16 protein-coding genes are annotated in these 20,371 nt (G+C 56.9%); 8 read left to right on the forward strand and 8 right to left on the reverse strand.

Annotated features, from left to right (window positions below; genetic code table 11):
- Positions 1–44: 44 nt before the first annotated feature.
- The 6 genes from rpoD (at position 45) to AD944_RS11000 (ending at position 5,434) form a co-directional block, all read left to right on the forward strand.
- Positions 45–2,015, forward strand: a complete 1,971-nt coding sequence (rpoD, locus tag AD944_RS10975) for an RNA polymerase sigma factor RpoD (protein WP_035377750.1) — start codon at positions 45–47, stop codon at positions 2,013–2,015.
- Positions 2,005–2,589 carry a GNAT family N-acetyltransferase gene (locus tag AD944_RS10980; RefSeq protein WP_045542861.1) on the forward strand — a complete coding sequence of 195 codons (585 nt, stop codon included), beginning with the start codon at positions 2,005–2,007 and terminating at the stop codon, positions 2,587–2,589. The genes rpoD and AD944_RS10980 overlap by 11 nt, the downstream gene beginning before the upstream one ends.
- 156 nt (positions 2,590–2,745) lie before the next feature.
- Positions 2,746–3,219 (forward strand): 30S ribosomal protein S6, encoded by a 474-nt coding sequence (gene rpsF / locus AD944_RS10985; protein WP_006557019.1) that lies wholly within the window; start codon positions 2,746–2,748, stop codon positions 3,217–3,219.
- Positions 3,220–3,225: 6 nt separating this feature from the next.
- Entirely contained in the window at positions 3,226–3,501 is a 276-nt protein-coding gene (gene rpsR, locus AD944_RS10990; protein ID WP_006557020.1) for a 30S ribosomal protein S18, read from the forward strand.
- Positions 3,502–3,514: 13 nt separating this feature from the next.
- The gene (gene rplI / locus AD944_RS10995) at positions 3,515–4,111 is read left to right on the forward strand and encodes a 50S ribosomal protein L9 (protein WP_045542860.1); all 597 of its coding nucleotides are present in this window, start codon (positions 3,515–3,517) and stop codon (positions 4,109–4,111) included.
- Between the two features lie 108 nt (positions 4,112–4,219).
- Positions 4,220–5,434, forward strand: coding sequence for an SAM-dependent methyltransferase (locus AD944_RS11000; RefSeq protein ID WP_045542859.1), 1,215 nt, complete (start codon positions 4,220–4,222; stop codon positions 5,432–5,434).
- A gap of 455 nt (positions 5,435–5,889) precedes the next feature.
- Here AD944_RS11000 and rsmA read toward each other — a convergent pair whose 3' ends face one another.
- The 8 genes from rsmA to cysG all read right to left on the reverse strand — a co-directional run bounded on the left by rsmA (position 5,890) and on the right by cysG (position 17,472).
- Positions 5,890–6,756: a 16S rRNA (adenine(1518)-N(6)/adenine(1519)-N(6))-dimethyltransferase RsmA gene (rsmA, locus tag AD944_RS11005; protein WP_045542858.1), complete on the reverse strand. Its 867-nt coding sequence runs from the start codon at positions 6,754–6,756 to the stop codon at positions 5,890–5,892.
- A complete protein-coding gene (locus tag AD944_RS11010) occupies positions 6,728–8,089 on the reverse strand; it encodes a peptidylprolyl isomerase (protein ID WP_045542888.1) in 1,362 nt (453 codons plus the stop codon). Before AD944_RS11010 ends, rsmA begins: the two co-directional genes overlap by 29 nt.
- An 80-nt stretch (positions 8,090–8,169) precedes the next feature.
- Positions 8,170–10,497, reverse strand: coding sequence for an LPS-assembly protein LptD (locus tag AD944_RS11015; RefSeq protein WP_045542887.1), 2,328 nt, complete (start codon positions 10,495–10,497; stop codon positions 8,170–8,172).
- A 6-nt stretch (positions 10,498–10,503) separates the two neighbouring features.
- Positions 10,504–11,619, reverse strand: a complete 1,116-nt coding sequence (lptG, locus tag AD944_RS11020; RefSeq protein WP_035377759.1) for an LPS export ABC transporter permease LptG — start codon at positions 11,617–11,619, stop codon at positions 10,504–10,506.
- A gap of 17 nt (positions 11,620–11,636) precedes the next feature.
- Entirely contained in the window at positions 11,637–12,785 is a 1,149-nt protein-coding gene (gene lptF, locus AD944_RS11025) for an LPS export ABC transporter permease LptF (RefSeq protein WP_045542857.1), read from the reverse strand.
- 199 nt (positions 12,786–12,984) lie between these two features.
- The gene (locus tag AD944_RS11030) at positions 12,985–13,812 is read right to left on the reverse strand and encodes an aldo/keto reductase (RefSeq protein WP_045542856.1); all 828 of its coding nucleotides are present in this window, start codon (positions 13,810–13,812) and stop codon (positions 12,985–12,987) included.
- A gap of 175 nt (positions 13,813–13,987) precedes the next feature.
- Positions 13,988–15,646 carry a porin gene (locus AD944_RS11035; protein WP_035377765.1) on the reverse strand — a complete coding sequence of 553 codons (1,659 nt, stop codon included), beginning with the start codon at positions 15,644–15,646 and terminating at the stop codon, positions 13,988–13,990.
- A 428-nt stretch (positions 15,647–16,074) separates the two neighbouring features.
- On the reverse strand, positions 16,075–17,472 hold the full coding sequence (cysG, locus tag AD944_RS11040) for a siroheme synthase CysG (protein ID WP_045542855.1): 1,398 nt from the start codon (positions 17,470–17,472) through the stop codon (positions 16,075–16,077).
- Positions 17,473–17,718: 246 nt separating this feature from the next.
- Here cysG and AD944_RS11045 point away from each other — a divergent pair, with 246 nt between their 5' ends.
- Together AD944_RS11045 and AD944_RS11050 are read left to right on the forward strand one after the other, a co-directional pair.
- Positions 17,719–19,509, forward strand: a complete 1,791-nt coding sequence (locus AD944_RS11045; protein ID WP_045542854.1) for an ABC transporter ATP-binding protein — start codon at positions 17,719–17,721, stop codon at positions 19,507–19,509.
- A complete protein-coding gene (locus AD944_RS11050; RefSeq protein WP_006557034.1) occupies positions 19,506–20,195 on the forward strand; it encodes a GntR family transcriptional regulator in 690 nt (229 codons plus the stop codon). The genes AD944_RS11045 and AD944_RS11050 overlap by 4 nt, the downstream gene beginning before the upstream one ends.
- Positions 20,196–20,371: the final 176 nt, after the last annotated feature.

Genomic DNA, 20,371 nt, shown 5'->3' on the forward strand with positions numbered 1-20,371 from the left:
CTGCATTCCTGTCAGAATGCAGGCGGGGAGGGAGCAGGTCTGGCATGGCGACAAAAACGGCATCAGGTAACGTAGCGCAGGCAGAGCAGGATGGTGACACCACCCTGCTTGATACGCAGTCTGCCGCGGTCAAGAAACTGATCGCGAAAGGGCGCGAGCACGGGTGCATCACGTTTGATGAACTGAATGCTGTCCTACCGCAGGACAAGATGTCTTCAGAGCAGATTGAAGATATCATGGCCATGCTCTCCGAAATGGGCATTCAGGTGGTGGAAAGCGAGGAAGGCGAAGACGCTGAAACCGCCAAGGCAAATACGGCCGAAGGCGAGGAAGCGGCTGAAGAAGACGCCGAAGAAGCGGAAACCCCGACAGGGAACGTCAACGCCGAGAATCTGGGCCGTACGGATGATCCTGTGCGGATGTATCTGCGCGAGATGGGCACCGTTGAGCTGCTCTCCCGCGAAGGCGAAATTGCGATTGCCAAACGGATTGAGGCAGGCCGCGATGAAATGATTGGTGGGCTGTGCGAAAGCCCGCTGACGTTCCGCGCCATCATCTCCTGGCATGAGATGATCCGTAACAATGAAATGCTCCTGCGTGACATTGTGGATCTTGAAGCCATGCAGTCTGGCGGCAACCCGCCCGGCGAAGGTGAGGAAGGTTTCGAGAGCGACGACTCGGAAGAGTCTGACGAGGCGGAAGCAGAAACTGAAACCGAAGGCGAAGTGGAAGGTGAGGGCAGCGGTCTCTCCCTTTCTGCGCTGGAAGAAAAACTGAAGCCCGAAATCCTCGCGCATTTCGAAGAAATTGAACCGCTTTACGAAAAACTGCGTCAGTTGCAGGTGCAGCGCATTGAAGCGCTGACCGCAGGTGAAGCTGTGGAAGACCAGTCCGAGCTGGTTTATGCCCAGTTGCGTGATGAACTGGTGGGCAAGGTGGAGCAGGTTCATCTGCACAACAACCGGATTGAAGATCTGGTGATGCAGTTGAAAGAGATGTTCCGGAGCCTGAATGTTCTGGAAGGCCGTATGCTGCGTCTGGCAGAAAGCTGCCGCGTCTCCCGTGAGGACTTCCTGCTCAAGTATCGCGGCCGGGAGCTTGATCCCTCATGGATGGATATGGTCTCTGCGCTGCCGGGAAAATCCTGGAAAAACTTTGTCGCTAAGCATAGCGATACCGTGGTGGACCTGCGTAATCAGGTTGCCCAGCTTGCGCAGGATACGGGCCTGCCTATTGGCGAGTTCCGTCGCGTCTATGCAACGGTGGCTCGTGGTGAACGTGATTCTGCGCGCGCCAAGAAGGAAATGATTGAAGCCAACCTGCGGTTGGTGATCTCCATTGCCAAGAAATACACCAATCGCGGCTTGCAGTTCCTTGACCTGATTCAGGAAGGCAATATCGGCCTGATGAAGGCGGTGGATAAATTTGAATACCGCCGTGGCTATAAGTTCTCCACCTATGCCACATGGTGGATTCGTCAGGCCATCACCCGTTCCATTGCTGATCAGGCGCGCACCATCCGTATTCCGGTGCATATGATCGAAACCATCAACAAGCTGGTGCGGACGTCCCGCCAGATGCTGCATGAGATTGGTCGGGAACCTGCGCCGGAAGAACTGGCTGAAAAGCTGGGTATGCCGCTTGAAAAAGTGCGCAAGGTGCTGAAGATCGCCAAGGAGCCGATCTCTCTTGAAACCCCGATCGGGGACGAAGAAGATAGCCATCTGGGTGACTTCATTGAGGATAAAACGGCTGTTATTCCGCTGGATGCAGCTATTCAGACCAACCTGCGTGAAGCCACAACCCGCGTTCTGGCCTCCCTTACCCCGCGTGAGGAGCGTGTGCTGCGCATGCGCTTCGGGATTGGCATGAACACGGACCACACGCTGGAAGAAGTTGGCCAGCAGTTCAACGTGACGCGTGAACGTATTCGTCAGATTGAAGCCAAGGCCCTGCGTAAACTCAAACACCCGAGCCGCAGCCGCAAGCTGCGTTCCTTCCTGGATGATAACTAAGATCAAAATTACGCCGCTTGAATCCGTAACCCGCATGAAGGTGACCGTCACCTTCATGCAGATGACCAGCCCTCCGCGTGGGACGTCCCTTTCCCTGCCGGAGGGTTGGTTCATTGAGGACGATGTAAAGCCCACCATTGCAGAATACCGCATGCTTCAGGACCGTGTGGGGCGGGACTATTGCTGGTGGATGCGGCAGGCGGCTTCTGATGCCACCTTGGGCACATTTCTGGCGACGGCTCCTGTGCAGATCGGTCTTTTGCGCCAGGGCGAGGTCGTTCGGGGTTTTTTTGAACTCGATCTGACCAACCCGCTTGATATCAACCTTGCCTATTTCGGCCTGTTTCCCGATGCGGTCGGCCACGGGGTAGGGCGAGCCTTTCTGGATTCCGTCGTGCGGAAGGCCTGGGGGCAAGGGACGCTCACGTTGCGGGTGAATACCTGCACGGCAGACCATCCACGCGCTTTGCCACTGTATCAACAGGCTGGCTTTGTGATTGTGCGGGCGGTGGAAGAAGTGTGGGATGTGCCGCAACGTCTTGGCCTGACTATTCCGGAAAAATTTCTGGTCTGAATTCCTTGCTATTTTGCGTAGAATGTGGTTAGCACGCCATCTTCCCTGCCGGATGCGTGGCATCGCACCGGCTATACCCGTGCTTTTGTAAAAGGAAGCGCTGCCTGCCGGAATGGTTCGGCGCAGTCGGGTTGACCTTATCCGAAGGGAGACACAATGCCGCTTTATGAAACCGTGCTGATTGCGCGGAATGACATTTCCCAGCAGCAGGTTGATGCCATTGTTGATGGCATCGTCGCTCAGATTGAAACCGACGGTGGTAGCGTTCAGAAGCGCGAATACTGGGGTCTGCGTACTCTGGCTTACCGTATCAAGAAGAACCGTAAGGGCCATTACGTGCTGCTCGGTCTGGATACGAAGTCTGAAACGCTCAAGGAAGTCGAGCGCCAGCTTTCCATCAATGAAGACATTCTGCGTCTGCTGACGCTGCGTGTTGAAGAAATTGACGAAGCACCGTCCCCGATCCTGTCCCGCAAGGGTGATGATCGTGGCGAACGCGGTGGCTTCCGTGGGCCCAAGCCCGCCGGACGCTTTGAAAGCGGCCGTGGCCGTCGTTCTTCCGAAGACCGTGAAGAATACCGTGCCCGTGATGAAAAAGCAGCCGATACGGCTGGCAACGAAGCGGAGTGATGCAGCATGTCTGACACGATGGAAATCAATCCCGCCGCCCGCCGCCCGGCTGTAGGCGCCCGTCGCCCGTTCTACCGTCGCCGCAAGTCCTGCCCGTTCTCCGGCCCGAATGCGCCGAAGATCGACTACAAGGACGTGCGTCTGCTGAGCCGTTTCCTGTCCGAACGTGGCAAGATCGTGCCCAGCCGTATTACGGCCGTTTCCGCAAAGAAGCAGCGTGAGCTGGCACAGGCTATCAAGCGTGCCCGTTTCCTGGCCCTGCTTCCCTACGTGATGAGCTGAGAGGGACGAGATCATGGCTGCTACAGAAGTGATCCTGCTTCAGCGCGTTGAACATCTGGGACAGATGGGCGATGTGGTGAAGGTTCGTCCGGGTTATGCCCGTAATTTCCTGCTGCCGCAGGGCAAGGCCATTCGTGCAAACGAAGCCAACCGCTCACGCTTCGACCGTGAACGCGCCCAGCTTGAAGCACAGAACATCAAACGTCGTGAAGAAGCTGAGCGTCTTTCCGAACGTATGGATGGTCTGGCAGTGATCCTGATCCGTCAGGCTGGTGACAGCGGCAGCCTGTATGGCTCCGTTTCTCCGCGTGATGTGGCTGAAGCTGTTACGGAAGCTGGTTTCACCATCTCCCGTCAGCAGGTTTCCCTGGCTCATCCGATCAAGTCTCTTGGTCTGTATGAAGTGAAGGTTTCCCTGCATCCGGAAGTCACCGTGCCGGTTATCGTCAACGTTGCCCGTTCTACTGAAGAAGCTGAACGTCAGGCACGTGGCGAAGCGACCAGCGTGGAAGAAGAAGCCGAACTGGCTGGCGATGAAGCCGTTATTGAAGGCGAAATCGTCACTGACGAAGCTGAAGTTGCTGCAGAAGAAAAAGATACGGTTGCTTAATCGTTTTTTTTCTTGTTGCTGACAGGAAAGAGGGTCCGGAAGTAATTTCCGGACCCTTTTTTTTGGCTTATGGTGCCCCGAAAATTGGGCATGAAGGAGCCAGCACGGATGAACCGACTTCTTGACCGGATCTTGCGGCATTTTATCTCGTCCGGCCGCCTGCACGTGGCGTGGCCAGATGGGGCGCAGACTGTGTATGAAGGCAGCAAACCAGGGCCGGAAGCCGGTATGGAGCTACTTGATTCGGCCAGTGCAAGGGCTTTGGCGCTCAACCCAGGGCTTGCCTTTGGCGAGGGGTATATGAATGGCGGCATTCGCCCAAAGGGATGCACGCTGTATCAGCTTCTTGATCTGCTGATGCTCAACGCCATGTCTCCCGGCCATCTGCCGGAGCAGATTGCAGCCAGCTTCCGCTATGCCTGCCGTGGCTGGATTCAGTTCAATCCCGTCAAGCGCGCCCGCCAGAATGTTGCCCATCATTATGACCTTGATAGCCGGTTGTATGATCTGTTTCTGGATAAGGATAAGCAGTACTCCTGCGCCTATTTCCGCCGTGGGGACGAGACGCTGGATGAAGCGCAGGAAGCCAAGAAGCGGCATATTGCGTCCAAGCTACTGCTAAAGCCCGGCATGGAAGTGCTGGATATCGGGTGCGGCTGGGGCGGCATGGGTCTTACGCTTGCGCGGGATTACGGTGCCATTGTCACCGGCATCACGCTTTCCGAGGAGCAGTTGACCATTGCCCGCCAGCGTGCGCGCGATGAAGGGCTGGAAGGGCGCGTGCGCTTTGAGATGCTGGATTACCGTAATCTGCATCGCCGGTTTGACCGTATTGTCTCCGTAGGCATGTTTGAGCACGTGGGCGTGCGTCACTACGGCGAATTTTTTGATATTCTGAAAAACAGCCTTGTGGATGATGGGGTGGCCCTTGTGCATTCCATTGGGCGGAATGACGGACCGGGCACGACAAACCCCTGGATCAACAAATACATTTTCCCCGGTGGCTATTCTCCGTCCCTAAGCGAAGTGTTTGCCGCCGTTGAGAAATCAGGCTTGTGGGTCACGGATTGTGAAATCCTGCGCCTGCATTATGCAAAAACCATTGCCATCTGGCGGGAGCGGTTTGCGGCCAACCGGGCGCGGGCCGTGGCACTGTATGATGAGCGTTTTGCGCGGATGTTTGAATTCTATCTGGATGCGGCGGAACTTTCCTTCCGTGTTCAGGGGCATATGAATTTCCAGCTCCAGATTTCACCGGGCATTGATGCCGTGCCTCTGACACGAGATTACATGGCCGAAGCCGAAGGGCCTGTGTCCCAATAGGGCGCTCTTCTTCTCCTAAAGGCGGATTGGGGATGTCTCTTATCCGCCTCATGGGAGTGGTCAGAGGAAAAGCACCTGAGTGGAGGCTTTTGAAACAACGTCTGGATATCTAGGTCACGCCTCTCACGCTCTGCATGATGGACGAATTCCTGTTGATACCGGCTGGTATCAACCGACCAAATATTTTCTGCCTTCCACGAGATGGCCTTCCGCGCCTTGCCTTAATAGGTTTCTAAAATTTTGAGGCGAGAGAATGAGGGTGGCGCGGCAAGGCAGGTTCGCCCTGTGTGGGGCAAGGATGCAGACAACTCTGTTTCGCTTTTGAAACGCTGCTTTCAGGTCCAAGGGCAGTGCTCAGGAACCCTTCGTGCCTAAATAGATGAGCCCTGCGGTATATCAGAGCTCTCTAAGTGACTTTTTTTAACACCAGCTTTTTGAGATGCAGCAAGGCAGCGTCAGACTTGGCGGGACAGGGCCAGGTGCGCTTTGGCTAGGTGATCGAATTCAGCCACGCTCAGCGTTTCAGCCCGACGGGTGCCATCAATGCCTGTTTCGGCTAGAAGTCGTTCCCCTTGCAGGCTTTTCAGGGAACCACGCAGCATTTTTCGGCGCTGTCCGAATGCTGCGGCTGTTACCCGTTCCATCGCCTTGAACAAGGCGGGCTCAGGCTGTTCTGGATGAGGAATAATGCTGGCCACGGCAGACCATACGGCTGGGGGCGGGGAAAACGCGCCCGGCGGCAGCTTCATGACAATGGCGCATTGTGCGCACCATTGGGCCAGCACTCCCAGACGACCATAATGCTCGCTGCCCGGAAGGGCGCAGATGCGTTCTGCCACTTCCAACTGGAACATCAGTGTCAGACGTTCCCACGCTGTTCCCTGACGCAGCCAGCCAATAAGTAAAGGGGTCGCAACATTGTAGGGCAGGTTGGCGACAATATGGCGGGGTGCCGGGCACAGGCGTGTCAGATCCTGCTTCAGGGCGTCCGCTTCCACAACGGTGAGCCGATCGGGGAAGTGAGTGGCGAGTTCCGTGATGACCTTTACGGCACGGGTATCAAGTTCCACCGCGGTGACAGATGCTGCAGGCGTGGCCAGCAGAGCGCGGGTCAGGCCACCGGGGCCGGGGCCAACTTCCACCACATGCCGCCCATCTAGCTTGCCAGCCAGAGAGGCGATACGGGTTGTGATATCGGGATCAAGCAGAAAGTGCTGGCCAAGAGCCTTGCGCGCATCCAGTCCGTGCCTGCTGATAACATCACGCAGGCTTTCAAGGGCAGGAAACAGGGCCTTAAACTCCCCTGGGCTTGCCGTGCACATCCACAATCATGGCACGACGGTGCAGATCACTATCAAGCTGGCGGGCTGTCTGCTCCACACGTTCGTTCATGAGCTGATCCGCAATTTCACTGGGGGGACGGTCAGCAAAGTTTTTTTCTTTTTTGGAACACACCATGATCATGTCGATCCCGTCCGTTGACACCAGAGGACGGGAGAGCTTGTTCAAGGGCAGGGAAAGCATCAGATCCCGCATCTGAGGGTTCAGGCGTTCAAGCTGAAGTTCGCCGGGGTCTGTTGGGCGTTTTTCACCATACTGCTTGTTGATGGCTTCAACTTCGGCGCAGGAGGAGGCCGTCTGCATATAGTGCATGGCCTTTTGCAGGGTCTGCTGCTGCTGGGGCGTAACCTGTGCGGGGTTGAGGGGAGTGTCAAACGGCAGGAAAGCCTGCCGGATAGTGGCTACATGGCCGGGCTGATGCCCGATAACGCGCTTGCCGTTTACGCTGATAATCACAAAGCCACCGGGTACCGTAATGGGGTTGGAAATAGCTCCTACGCCAACCGGCATCTGCTTGACCATGGCCACCACGGAAGGATCAAGCTCATCTTCCTGCACCCAGCCCATGGAGCCGCCATCCAGTGCTGTCTGGCTTTCAGAGAACTGTGCGGCCACAATCGGGAAAGGCGCACCTTTGCGCAGTTCCTGAATAACGGTGTTGGTAAATGCCAGTTCTTCTTCCGCGTGCCGGGGGTCTTCCACGCGGACAAAGATTTCGCTCAGATTGTATTCAATCCGGCCATCTTCGCGTTTCAGGGCTTCTTCACGCTGGGCAATTTCGCGCGCAGAAACACGGCCTCGGCCTCCCAGTTCCTGCCGCAGCACCTGAACCCAGCCAATCTGCACCCGGATCTGATCAATCAAGGTGGTTAGAGAAACACCGTCTTCCGCCAGTTTGTTCCGTAGGGCGTTTTCCGGCATGCCATTGCGCCGCTCAATACCAGCAATGGCTGCGGCAATCTGTTCTGGCGCCACGTTGATATGGCGGCTGAGAATTTCCTGCGTGCGCAGGCGCTCATCAATCAACTGGCGGATAATCTGGGGCCGGAGACGGTCCATCAGCTCCGCATTGACCGGCAGGCCCGTGGAAAGCGCAAACAGTTTGCCACGGTTATCAACATCCCGCTTGGTAAGGGGAATGCCGTTGATAACCCTGATGATCATGTCGTCAGGCTCAGGGGCAGCAGGCTGTTTTGCAACAGCTTTCTCTTGCGTGGCAGCGTGGTGGTGCGTGGCTGCCTGGGCAGCGCCACCAAAAACAGGAACAGTCAGCGCGGCAAGAGAGCACGCCAAGGTGAGAGAGCGCAGACGCATGCGGAACAGTCTTTCAGCTTTCTGCCGGAAAAGGAACACAGTTTCTGATAGCGGAGAGAGCACGGTTTTTGAAGCAGTTCTTATTTCAGGCCGAACGCCCCAAGCGTTTTGAGGCTGACTGTAAACAGATAGGTGGAGTTACGCTGCTGGCCGCCAATGGAGGTGTATTGTTTGAGATACATGAAATCAATGCCGAAGCAGTCATTATTGTATCCAATATCTCCGCCCAGAGAAACAAACTCTTTCCGGGAGAGGCTGCGCCGCGCAAAGCCGGACAGATGCCAGTTTGCCCAGTCGGAAGAGAAGCCGCCGCTCAGTTCGCTGGTTTTGACGTAGTAGAGTGAGGGCGGATTATATTCGCGGTAATTGGTGGCGTAGTAGTAATAGGGCGTAACCGGCTCATACACATAGCCACCGCGAATACGGAAATGCGGCACGCCAGCGCTGAATAATGCATCACCAAAGTTGATTTTGGTGGTGTAGGGATCAAGACGCATACGGGCGTTGAAATCAAAATACTGGTTGGGTGAGACACGCGCCCGCATCACGAGATCAGACGCATGGTGCTCCAGGCCCGAGTAGGGAATGCGGTCATGCGTGATGTGCTCCTGAAAGCTCTCTCCGGCCAACAGATCCACTTCATGGCCGTCCCATGTCCAGTTGGCGTGGATACCCACATTGCCGCGCAGGCCGCCATCCAGCCGGTCCGTGCCCTGATAGCGGTTGAGCGCGAACAGGGTGGAATCCGTGAATTCGTAAGCCATACTGTCTTCGTTGGGGATGAGATCATTCGCGCCAGCCCCCGTGTTAGGCGCGTAAATCCCTTGCACGATAGGTTCGATAATCTGAGAGCCTCGTCCATGTTCAAAGGTGCGGACAAACGGCCAGTTGGTCTTGAGGGCGATGGTCGGCAGAACCTGCCCGCTGGTGAGGCTTTTATTGTGCTGGTAATAGTTGGGCTGCTGGTAGAGCTTGCGGGCCCGATAGACCATGGAATCCACATGCAGCGTGAGGAGGAACTGCTGGCCCAGCCGGTTACGGAAGGGGCGGTCCCAATTAAGCGCCATTTGGCCACGGATGTCCGACGTGCCGTTGTCACGCTTCACGTTGAAGTCCGTGGTGGACATGCCAAAGCGGCCACCCCATGCATCGGGCTGGCTCAGGAAACTGTAGGTATAACGGGGCAGCACGAACGGTAGATCGGTGTTGCGGATAACACCCTGGTTCAGGCCCTGATAGAACTGGGCATCCACACGGCTGTAGGAGCCGGTGCCAAAACCTTCAAGATAGGCGTTGGAATTCAGGGTATCAGACCCATACCCCTGAATACGGTAATCGCGCATGTAGTCGGCTGACGTGGACACGTTTATGTTGGCCCCGGCACGCCAGTATTTGTTGATGGCAAACTGCGCATTGGCAAACAGATAGCCCTGTATGCCGTGGCCACCGCCGCCTTCAACATCGTGCCCGAAATCGTTGGTGTAAGAATCGGCGCGATGGGTGTCATACGCCAGACCGCCCTGAATGTTCAGGGAGCCAAAGTTGAAACGGTTACGATACTGCGCGCTGATCTGCGGGCCGGTTCTGGTAGAGAACAGCCCCTGCACCGTGACATCGGATTGATCATCAAGCACCCAGTAATAGGGGATGGTGAAATATGTGCCCAAATAACGGTCATGCGGGGTGATGCCCGGCATGAGGAAGCCGCTGTGCCGTTTGGCGGAGGGGTCCGTCATGGAGAAATAAGGCAGATACAGAACCGGAATGCCCAGAATATCCAGATAGGCATCCCGGAAATCAATTTTCTGGTGTTCCAGATCCTGCGTGGCGTCAAAGGCTCGGAACTGCCAGAACGGCGCGCGTGTCTTGTCTTTTTCGCAGATTTCACAGGCCGTATAGACAGCGCGACTCATGTCATTGAGCTTGCCGCCCGTGCGGCGCATGCCGTTGGCGGCCAGCTTGGCGTTTTCCGGCAGAACGGCGTGGACATGCTGCATGATACCATCGCGCATGTTGCCGCTGAGTTCGGCATAATGGGCGTACAGCACGGAGCCATCCGGCTGCACTGTCGCAACGTTACCGCGTGCGGCCACAACGCCTGTATCACGGTCAAAGACAATCTTGTCCGCCCGCATTACATGATCGCCCTGCCAAACCTGCACGTTGCCGGTCCAAGTTACGGTGTGCTCGTTATCATCATAATCCACCTTGTCGGCCTGAAAGGTGGCGGGATCATTAGAGGATGTTGTGCGGCCCGTGTTCAGATGCATGGGCTGGGGCCGGAACTGGGCGTGCGCCGCCCGCGGCGGTTCGAGCACCGCGTATGCAGCCACGCTGCCCAGTGCCGTAGCGGCAGCCAGAGCATGCCTGCGGCGTAGCCGCCGGTTGCGGGAAGGCCGATAGGCCACGGTCAATCAGCCATCCTCCAGATGAAGTAACAACGAAATAGCAAGACACAACCCGGCGACTGTGGGGGCCCAGGCCGCAAGAACGGGGGGAAGGGCGCCGGAGTTACCAAACTGCTCTGCAACTTTTGATACTGTGAAAAGCAGAAATCCTGCCGCAACGCCAGACCCGATCATTTGCGCAACGCCACCTCGGCGGGTGGGCCGCATGGAAAAACCGGCGGCAACCAGCGCCATTGTGCCTGCCAGCATGGGCAGCGCCAGGAGGGACTGGAAGTGAATTCTATGTCGGATTGAGGAAAAACCTGAGCGGTCCAGCAGCTTGATAAAGCTGGGGAGCGCCCAGATGGAGAGGGTCTCGGGTGAGGAGAAACTTTCCTGCACGCGGCTTACGGTCAGATCCGTGGGCAGATTAAATTGCCCGACAGAGCGGAGAATATCGTAAGGGCGCACGGTCTGGGCGTTCTGAAGCACCCAAGCGCGATCTCCCAGATAGCCTTCCGGAGATTCGATTCGCAGCATCAGTTTGTCATTATGATCCAGCCGGAACACGCTGATCTCACGAATGCGGATAATGTTGTCCTTGCCTAACTGCACGCCACGCGCATGGAGAATGGCCACGCCATGGGGATCATACTGCGTATCGGACTGACGCAGCCACAGGGAACCACTGGACAGGCTGAGGGGGCCGCCGCCGGTGCGCAGATATTGCTGATCCAACTCCTCCGCGCGCCGATACATGGTCGAGGAGACAGGGGAAATAATGCCGGTGGCTGTAGCCCCAATCAGCATGGCGCAGGCCAGTGGACCTGCCAGAAACTGCCAGGCCGAAATGCCCGCCGCACGGGCCACAATCAGTTCGGAAGAGCGGGTCAAGCGCCAGAAACACACAATACCGCCAAGCAGGATACCAAAGGGCAGAATTTCAATGGCGAAGTAAGGAACGTGCAGAGCCGCAATTTCCGTCACCACATTGGTGGAGACATCCGGCTTTGTTGCCACGCGGCGCAGCAGGTCAATGAAGTCAAAAAGGCACACAATGCCTGTAAGCGAGGCGATCATGGCCAGCACAGAAAAGACGAACTGGCGCGCGATGTAGAGAGAGAGCGTAACGGAAACAACCATGATGGCGCTTTTTTCCCTCAGGCCGAACGGGTCTGGGTGCGACCAGACCGGAATTCCGCCCCGAACAGGATAGCCGAACAGACAAGTCCGGGCAGAAGGGCAACGAGGGGAATGAGCGGAATAAGCGCCATATTCCGGCTGGCAAGGTTTTGCAGCAGCAGATTGGTGGCCAGAAGCCCCACTACACTCAGCACAGCGGCAAGTGGGCGCTTGATATTTCCGTGGCGGGAGAACACGCCACGCAGCACGGCAAACAGCCCGACCATGGCAAAGGAGAAGCAGGTAAGGGGGGATGTCAGCCTGCGCCACCCTTCCACCTTGAACTTGCCTGTATCTCGTGCGGAGACTTCCTGGGGGTTGGGGTGGAGCAGTTCGTGCAGGGACATTTCGGCGGCGTCGCGGAAACGGGCGTCTTCCTGATGCGTGGAAGACAGATCCATGGAATCCTGTTGGAACACCAGCATGTCGAGCCGCCCCGTTTTATGGTCAATCACCTGACGTGAGCCGTCATACAGCACAACACGCGGTGTGTCGTTGACGATCATCATGGTGCCGTGATTGGCCAGAATGGTGGCGCGGCGGTCAGGTTGGCGGTCATCCTGCACCACAATGCCGTGCAGCGTACCATCATGCGTGCGGGACCGGATATAGACCGTCATGACATCCGAAACCTTGGTGAACACCCCTTCCTGCAACATGAAGGCAGCCATCTTGTTGCGGATCTGGAATTCATACTGCCGGAAGGCATGATAGGAATGCGGAACAATCCACAGGTTGAGCATGAACCCTGCCAGAGTGGCCATGATGGCGCAGGCCAGCCCCGGTCGTGCCAGCGCAAAGGGGGAAAGACCGGCAGCCCGCATAACCGTTAGTTCTCGGTCTCCTGCCAGCCGCTGATACACAAACAGACTGACCACAAAGGTGGTGATGGGCAGAACGACCGCGACAAAGGAGGGGATGAGCAGGCTGGTAAGCTCGATAAACACCCGCAGAGATAACCCACGGTCCACCACCAGAGAAACAAAGCGGAGGGATTGCATGAGCCAGATAAGGGCCGCCAGCCCGCCTGTTGTTGCCAGCAGTGCGACCAGAAGCTGATGAAACACGTAGCGGTCCAGAGTAGGAACGCGGGCTTTCAGCCAGGATGAAAATGAACGGGCGGTCATGTGCCTTATCTAGCCCCTCCGGTGGCAAGGGCAACACCCCCTGACCAGGAAGATGTGCAAGGAAGGGAGGCTTTTAGAAGCGAGATAAGGCTTTAGCGTGGCGGCAGGCTGACAAAAGACCAAAAAATTATTTTCACCCTCACCACAGGACCCCTGAGCGAGACTCTGCCGTGGGGGCGAAAAAGGCGTTTTTCAGAAATCAGAACTCTTCATACGTATCCGGATTTCCACCCAGCCGATTATTGGTGTTGAGTGTCGCAATCTCGGCCAGATCGGTGTCATCCAGAGTGAAATCGAATATTTCCAGATTGGCGCGCATGCGGTCCGGGTTACTGGATTTGGGGATCGGGATGATGTCCGACTGCGTAGCCCAGCGCAGCATGATCTGGGCCGGGTTGCGGTTATGTTTTTCGGAAATCTGGCCGATCACGGGGTTTTCCAGCAGGTCTTTACCTAAGGGGCGCCAGCCTTCTGTCTGGATATTATGGCGGGTATTGAAAGCCACCAGGTCAGGCTGTGGGAAATCAACATGGATTTCAATCTGATTGACCGCGGGAGTAACGCCGGTTGCCTGAATGATGCGTTCCAGATGAGCCGGCTGGAAATTGGAAACACCAATAGAGCGTACCTTGCCATCCTTCTGGGCGGCAATCAGGGCTTTCCAGCTTTCTACGTATAGATCCTTTGCCGGGAGCGGCCAGTGGATGATGTAGAGGTCAACATACTCCATGTTCAGCCGTTGCAGGCTGGCGTCCAACCCGCGGAGCGCTTCGTCATATCCCTGCTCAGATCCTCGCAGTTTGGTTGTCAGGAAAATATCCTTGCGATCAATCTCTGAGGCCTGGATGGCATTGCCAACACCAGTCTCGTTCTCATAACGGGCGGCTGTATCAATCAACCGATATCCCGTCAGCAATGCCGCCTGCACGGCGGTTTCTACTTCCTGATCCTTCATGGGGTAGGTGCCAAAACCCAAGGCAGGAATTTTGTGGCTGTCATTCAATGTCAAAAGGGGTGCGGTGGGCATTACGTCTCAAACCTTTCCGAGCATGCAAAGGCTGCCCGTGCCTCAGAAAAATAAGTTCTGGGGCAAGGGGAGCATTGTTCTTGCAAACGTATATGCAGGCGTAACGTTCCAGATCAGCACTTTCCGCGAAGGGAGTGCTGATCTGGAACGCGAGAAGACCAGCCTCTTCGATGGATCAGAACAGCAGGATCACCCCAGCGGAGCCGGAATTGTCACTGTTGCGGTTGGGGCCGTGGGCAGCGGATTCCGTATGGGCGAATTCACCCACCAGATTCAGCCAGTCTGTCAGGCTGTAATAAGCGGCCCCAACTTCAGACTGGTTGCGGCGCACCAGTTCCGTGCTGTTTTCGCCGGGTGCCTGATACAGGTTACTGACACCGTAGCTGCCAACCAGCTTGAATTTCTTGGTAAAGTTATACATGGCCTGCACGTAATAGCCTTCTGACGCACGCTTGCGCCCATTGGCTGCAATCCCATCAAAGAACAGGCCGGTCGTGCCCAGCCCGCTCCCCCGATAGTAATAGGCAACGCCCTGAAACCCATGATAGGTGAATTTGGTGCCAATTTCGCCTGCTTCAGCCATGGCGCCACGGCGACCGCTTCCTTCTTCTTCCAGATAAGCGCTAGTGAGGGCTTGCTGATGCTGCACCAGAAAGCTGGCCCAGATTCGGGTTTGAACGCCACCAATCTTGAAATCATACGTGCCTTTGCCTTGCACCATGGGCGACGAATGCTGCGTGGATTCCGCAGAATACCCCCCGCCGGCAAAGTTGAATTCATCCAGAGGCTGGAATACGCCCACGGAGCCCTGAAAGCCGTGATAGGTGGGGGAGACGTAGGAAATCTGCGGTATCCAGTCCGCATAGACATAACCTACGCCAATGCGCCCCAGTGATGTATTGCCCGGTGCGGCGTTGCTGCCGGTGGAACCTACGCTGAGCAGGGTCGCATCGTTCAGGATGGCGTCGCTGCCAAAAATAGCGAGGTCTCGGCCAACCTTGAATGTGCCAACGTCCTTGTTGCCGAAGGTGACGTAAACCTGTCGCAGATCGATCCCGGCCGTGCCAAGCCCAACCGGGCTACCGCCAGTATTGGCGTTGAACGCACCGTTCTTGGCGTTGTTGATGCCCGGATACATGCCCACCACGGCAGACATATCAATGCCAGACTGCGTGGTGCTCAGCTTCAGGATGAAGCCTGCGGGCAGGAGGCCGTTACGCACAGCGGAAGAGTCAAAGCCGCTGGAGCCGGTGGAGACACCACCCGCCACGGGTCTGCCACCGGCAGGGCTGTTGTACGTGTAGAAACCGTTGATAAACCCGGAGAGATTGATGTCCACCGGGCCAGCCTTGAAAGTCAGCCCCTTGCCGGGCACGTATTTTGCCACGCGCACGATACTGTTGCTGTTGAGCGCATCCTGCGTGGAGAGCATGGCCTGCTGTGCGGAGCGGGCACTGGCTTCCGCACGGTCTGCTGCCTGCTGGGCGCGCAGGCTGGCGTTGTCTTCCGCACCCGGATCAAAGCGGATGCCATCTTCATATCCCGCCTGAACCGAGTGTGTGACATGTGGCGTAACGTGATGGGCACCGCCAGAGGAGGCTGAGGTATGCACGGCATGGGCCGGACCGCTGCTCCGCTGGGCGGGGGCAGCCGTGTGGCGCAGATGCTTTGAGAGCAGCGTATCGTATTCGTGCTGGGTCAGGCTGCCTTTGGCGCGCAAAATATCCAGCAGATCGCTGTAATCATCGGCCAGAGCCGCAGGAGCTTCAAAAAACGGCACGCAGGCGGAGGCAGCAAGTAAAAGAGTGTAAAAAGCGTGCTTCTTCGACGCCATGAATATCCGCTCCTTGGAATGGAACTCTCTCTGTGGAAGAAGCGGGGGGCTGGCGTCAACACCTTCCTGAAGGGCGTTTTTTACGCAGGAGAGGGTTGTTTTTTCTGTATATTCAGGAGGATGGCGTTGCCCGCGCCGCATACCCGTCGGCGCTGAAGAGAAGCCCGGAGGGATGCGGACTGAGTGGTATAAAAGTGAGATGAAATAAAAAATGTTTAAAAACAAGCGGTTGGACTCTTATTATTCCGACCAAAAAATGTTATAACAGAATTTGATGTTCTTTTTTATTTGGCATCCTCATTTGTAATAATGAGAGGAGATATGTGCAGATTATGGATTGCCAATATCTGTAAAATTTGAATGCGTTCTCAAAATCCTTGTCAGAGGCGCTGGCGATACCAGACTATCACGGAATTTTTATCTCTCTTTTAGCCCGGAATAACGCGGTGACGCACGACTTCCCCAATAATGACCAGCGTCGGGCTGATCACATTATGGGTGGTTGCAAGGTCAGGCAGCGTATCCAGCGTGCCGGTGAAGACACGTTGTTGTGGGGTTGTGCCCCGTTCAACAAGAGCAGCGGGCCAGTCACCCGGCAGGCCGTGCGTTTTCAGTTGAGTGCACAAAAAGGGCAGCATGTTCAGGCCCATGTAGATCACAACCGTCTGGCTACGCAGGGCAATGGTTTCCCACGCCAGTTCAAGTGTTCCGTCCGCGCGGGCATGGCCGGTAATGAACAGGCAGGCCTGCGCGCAATCACGGTGGGTAAGCGGGATGCCTGCGTAGGCTGCACATCCATTGGCAGCGGAAATGCCCGGCACAATACGGAAGGGAATGCCCGCTTCCATTAGGGCTTCCATTTCTTCTCCACCACGCCCGAAAATGAACGGATCTCCGCCCTTCAGGCGCAGAACACGTTCACCAGCTTTGGCGCGGCGCACCAGTTCGTTATTGATCTCTGTCTGCGGTAAAGTGTGCCGGTTGCGGCGCTTGCCCACAAAAATGCGCTCGGCATCCCGCCTGACATAATTGAGAATCTCGGGGCCGATGAGGTTGTCATACAGCACCGTATCGGCATCCTGCATCAGCCGGAGGGCTGCAAGGGTCAGCAGGTTCGGGTCACCGGGGCCAGCGCCAACCAGCCAGACTTCGCCCTTGAGCGTATGGCCCTCAAGAAGGCGCTCCAGTTCCTGCTCGGCGCCAGCCATGTCACCATTGAGGGCAAGGTGGCTGCCGCGTCCGTCCAGAAAGCGCTCCCAGATTTGCCGTCTGTCTGATGAATTGGGGAGCTTGTCGCGCAAGGGCAGGCGCATGGCCTGCATGAAGTCCGCCAGTCTGTGCAGCCCCGCAGGAAGGATTTCTTCAATTTTTGCCCGGAGACGGCGGGCAAGCACAGGGGCCGCGCCCCCTGTTGAGACAGCAACCTGCACCGCGCCGCGGAGGGTAAGGGCAGGCGTAATGAAGCTGGAAACGCCGGGGTCATCCACTGCACAGACTGGCACATTGGCTTGCTGGCACAGTGCTGCCACTGCCCGGTTCAGCCCGGTATCATTGGTGGCGACATACACAAGCCGGCAACCGGGCAGGCGCCCGGCCATATCTGCTGGCGTAACATCCATCTGTATGTGCGTGATCGCGCCGTCTTCAGCCAGAGTCTGAAGTTCCGGGCTGAGGGTGGGGGAGAGGACTTCCACCTTTGCCCCGGTAGGAACAAGGAGCTGTACCTTGTTGGCCGCCACATTCCCGCCGCCGACCACAAGCACGCGCGCGCCCTCCAGATGGAGGACAACAGGGAACCAGCCAGATTTCTGTGAGGGAGGTTGCATAAAATAAGGAGCAAGCAGTCTTCACGCCCGGATGCAAGAGTGCGTTTTCTCCGTAAGCGCACTTTTTTCATTTTTCTGCACGTCTGGAGGGCTCTTGCCATGATAGAGCCCTGATAACAGACAAGAGAAAGCGCCGTGCGGGCCTGAGCGCCGCGAGAGTGGAGGAGCGTGAAGAATGTGCTGCCAGATGCCTTGGGGTGAGAAAACAGTCCCCACTACCTGTTTGCCGTGCAGGGTCTGAGGCGCATGAAGGAACAGCTTGCCATTATGGTGCCAGACAAGGATCTGCCCAGTTATGCAGGGCATCCTGTCCGGTTTCTGCTGCGGTACATGCGGTGCAGGGGCTTTGCTCATTGCATGGTGTTTGGCGCAGTGGCGGCCGCTATTGGGTGTTCGGTCATGTCCTCCTACGGCATCCGGCATCTGGTGGATATCATGACCAGCATTCCACACGGTGCGCCCACCAAAGCCGCGTGGGGAGCCGTTGGCCTGCTGATTGGCCTGATTGTGGCGGATAACCTTTCATGGCGTGTGGCAGGCTGGTTTGCATCTGGCACTTTTGTGGCGGTTACAGGTGATATCCGGCAGGATCTGTTTCGTTTTCTTACGGGGCATTCTCCCGCCTATTTTGCAGACCGTATGCCGACATCACTGGCAACCCGTATCGCCACGGCAGGCAATGTCAGCTTTATTATTGAAAACATGCTTGCGTGGAATGTGCTGCCTCCTGCGCTGAATGTGGTGCTGTCCGTTACGCTCATGCTGTCCGTCAGTTGGGTGATGGGGGCTGCTACCGTCATCACTGCCTCTGGTCTGTGTTTTCTCATGTTCCGGCTGGCGGTGCGGGGGCGATCCCTGCACGGGCTGTATGCTGAGGCCGCAGCCGGGCTGGAAGGCGAGACGTTGGACGTCATGGGCAACATCGCGCTTGTGCGGGCATTTGGTATGCGCTGGCGGGAACGCCAACGCTTCAACACGCTGGCTCAGCGGGAAATGGGGCAGCGGCTCAAGTCCCTGCGTTACATGGAACGCCTGCGGATGGTTCACGCTGCCCTGACTGCCGTTCTCACAACCGGGTTGCTGATCTGGGCCGTGTTGCTGTGGCAGTGGGGGCAGGCCACTGTGGGGCAGGTGGTCATGGTCATTACGCTGGGATTTGCCATTCTGCACGGCACGCGAGACCTCGCCATGTCTTTGGTAGAAACCATCCAGCATAACGCCCGGCTTTCTGAAGTGCTTTCCGCCCTGTTGGTGCCGCATGACATGCCTGATGCTGAAGACGCTACCGAGATGGAAGGGCCAGTGAAAGGCGATGTGGCCTTTCGGGATGTGGATTTTGCCTATCCAGGTGGGACGGCTGTGCTGTCGGATTTCAATCTGCACATCACGGCTGGCAGCCGCGTGGGGCTGGTGGGGCGGTCTGGTTCAGGCAAAAGCACCGTGCTGGCGTTGTTGCAGCGCCTGCGTTTTGTGCAGTCTGGCAAGATCCTGATAGATGGGCAGGATATTCGCGGTTTGACGGATGATGCGTTGCGCGCTTGTCTTTCCATTGTGCCGCAGGATGTGTCTCTGTTGCATCGGTCCGTGTTGGAAAATATTCGGTATGGCCGACCGGATGCAACGGATGAGCAGGTGCGCGCAGCAGCCATGGCGGCGGGATGCGCCGGATTTATCGAGGCTATGCCGGAGGGGTTTCAGACCATTGTGGGGGATCGGGGCGTCAAGCTTTCGGGCGGGCAGCGCCAGCGTATTGCCATCGCGCGCGCCTTTCTACGCAACGCACCCATCCTTATTCTGGATGAAGCCACCAGCGCACTGGATACGGAAAGCGAAGAGCATGTGCAGAAGGCGCTGGACCGGCTTATGATGGGCCGAACCGTGATTGCCGTGGCACACCGGCTTTCCACCTTGCGGAACTTTGATAGAATTGTCGTGATGCAGGACGGCAGGATTGTGGAAGATGGACCTCCCGCAGTGCTGGAACAGCAGGATGGTCCTTACAGGTATTTTCTGAGCAAGCAGGTAGCGCACGCATGATATTGCAGGATGAAGCTCTTACTCCCCTTACGGAACGGCGGACTGGCCGGGGAGCCCTTGCGGCCTACGCCTATGAGCAGATACGCGAACGGCTTATTCACAGCCAGTATCGTGGGGGGGATCGGCTGGTCCTGCGGCCGCTGGCGGCCTCTCTCAAGCTCAGTCCGACGCCGGTGCGTGAGGCTCTGCTGCGGCTGGTGTCCGAACAGGCGTTGGAACTGGATGAGCGTAATACGGCGCGTGTGCCTGTTATTTCCCGCGCGGTGTTTGTGGAAATCCATGCTCTGCGGGCAGATATTGAAGAGCGACTGGCCCGGAATGTGGCAGAGCGCATTACGCCAGAGCAGATTGCCGCGCTGGAAGAATGCCATAACGACTTCATCCGTGCGTATGAGGCTGGAGACCCGCATGGCACGGCCGTTGCCAACGCGGCTTTCCATAGTGCGGTGGCAGATTTTGCCAGCCTGACGCTGACAGCAGGCTTCATGCACGGGTTATGGACGCGGATCGGACCGATCTATGCGGCGGCCAATGGTCTGCCGGACATTAGCCCAGCGGATAAAAATCACCCGCATCTGCAATTATTGTCGGCCTTTCGTGAGCATGACGTTACAAAAGCAGCGGAAGCCATGCGGCGCGATTTTGCACAGGCTCAGTCCTGGCTGGAGCCGTTACTGCCGTCATAAGAAGGCAGGCGGGTGTCAGGTTCTGTCCGGTCTCTATGGCGGAACAAGAGCCTACCCGTTTTCGCGCACTTGATGGCCACCCGGATTGAAAAATCCGTTCTGGCTATTTTTGCTGTGGCAGCAGAGCGGGACGTTAATTTTTAAGAATGAAAAAGCCAGCAAAGGAGGTCCCTCTG

Origin of the sequence: Acetobacter tropicalis, from assembly GCF_001580915.1 — a bacterium.
Lineage (GTDB): Bacteria > Pseudomonadota > Alphaproteobacteria > Acetobacterales > Acetobacteraceae > Acetobacter > Acetobacter tropicalis.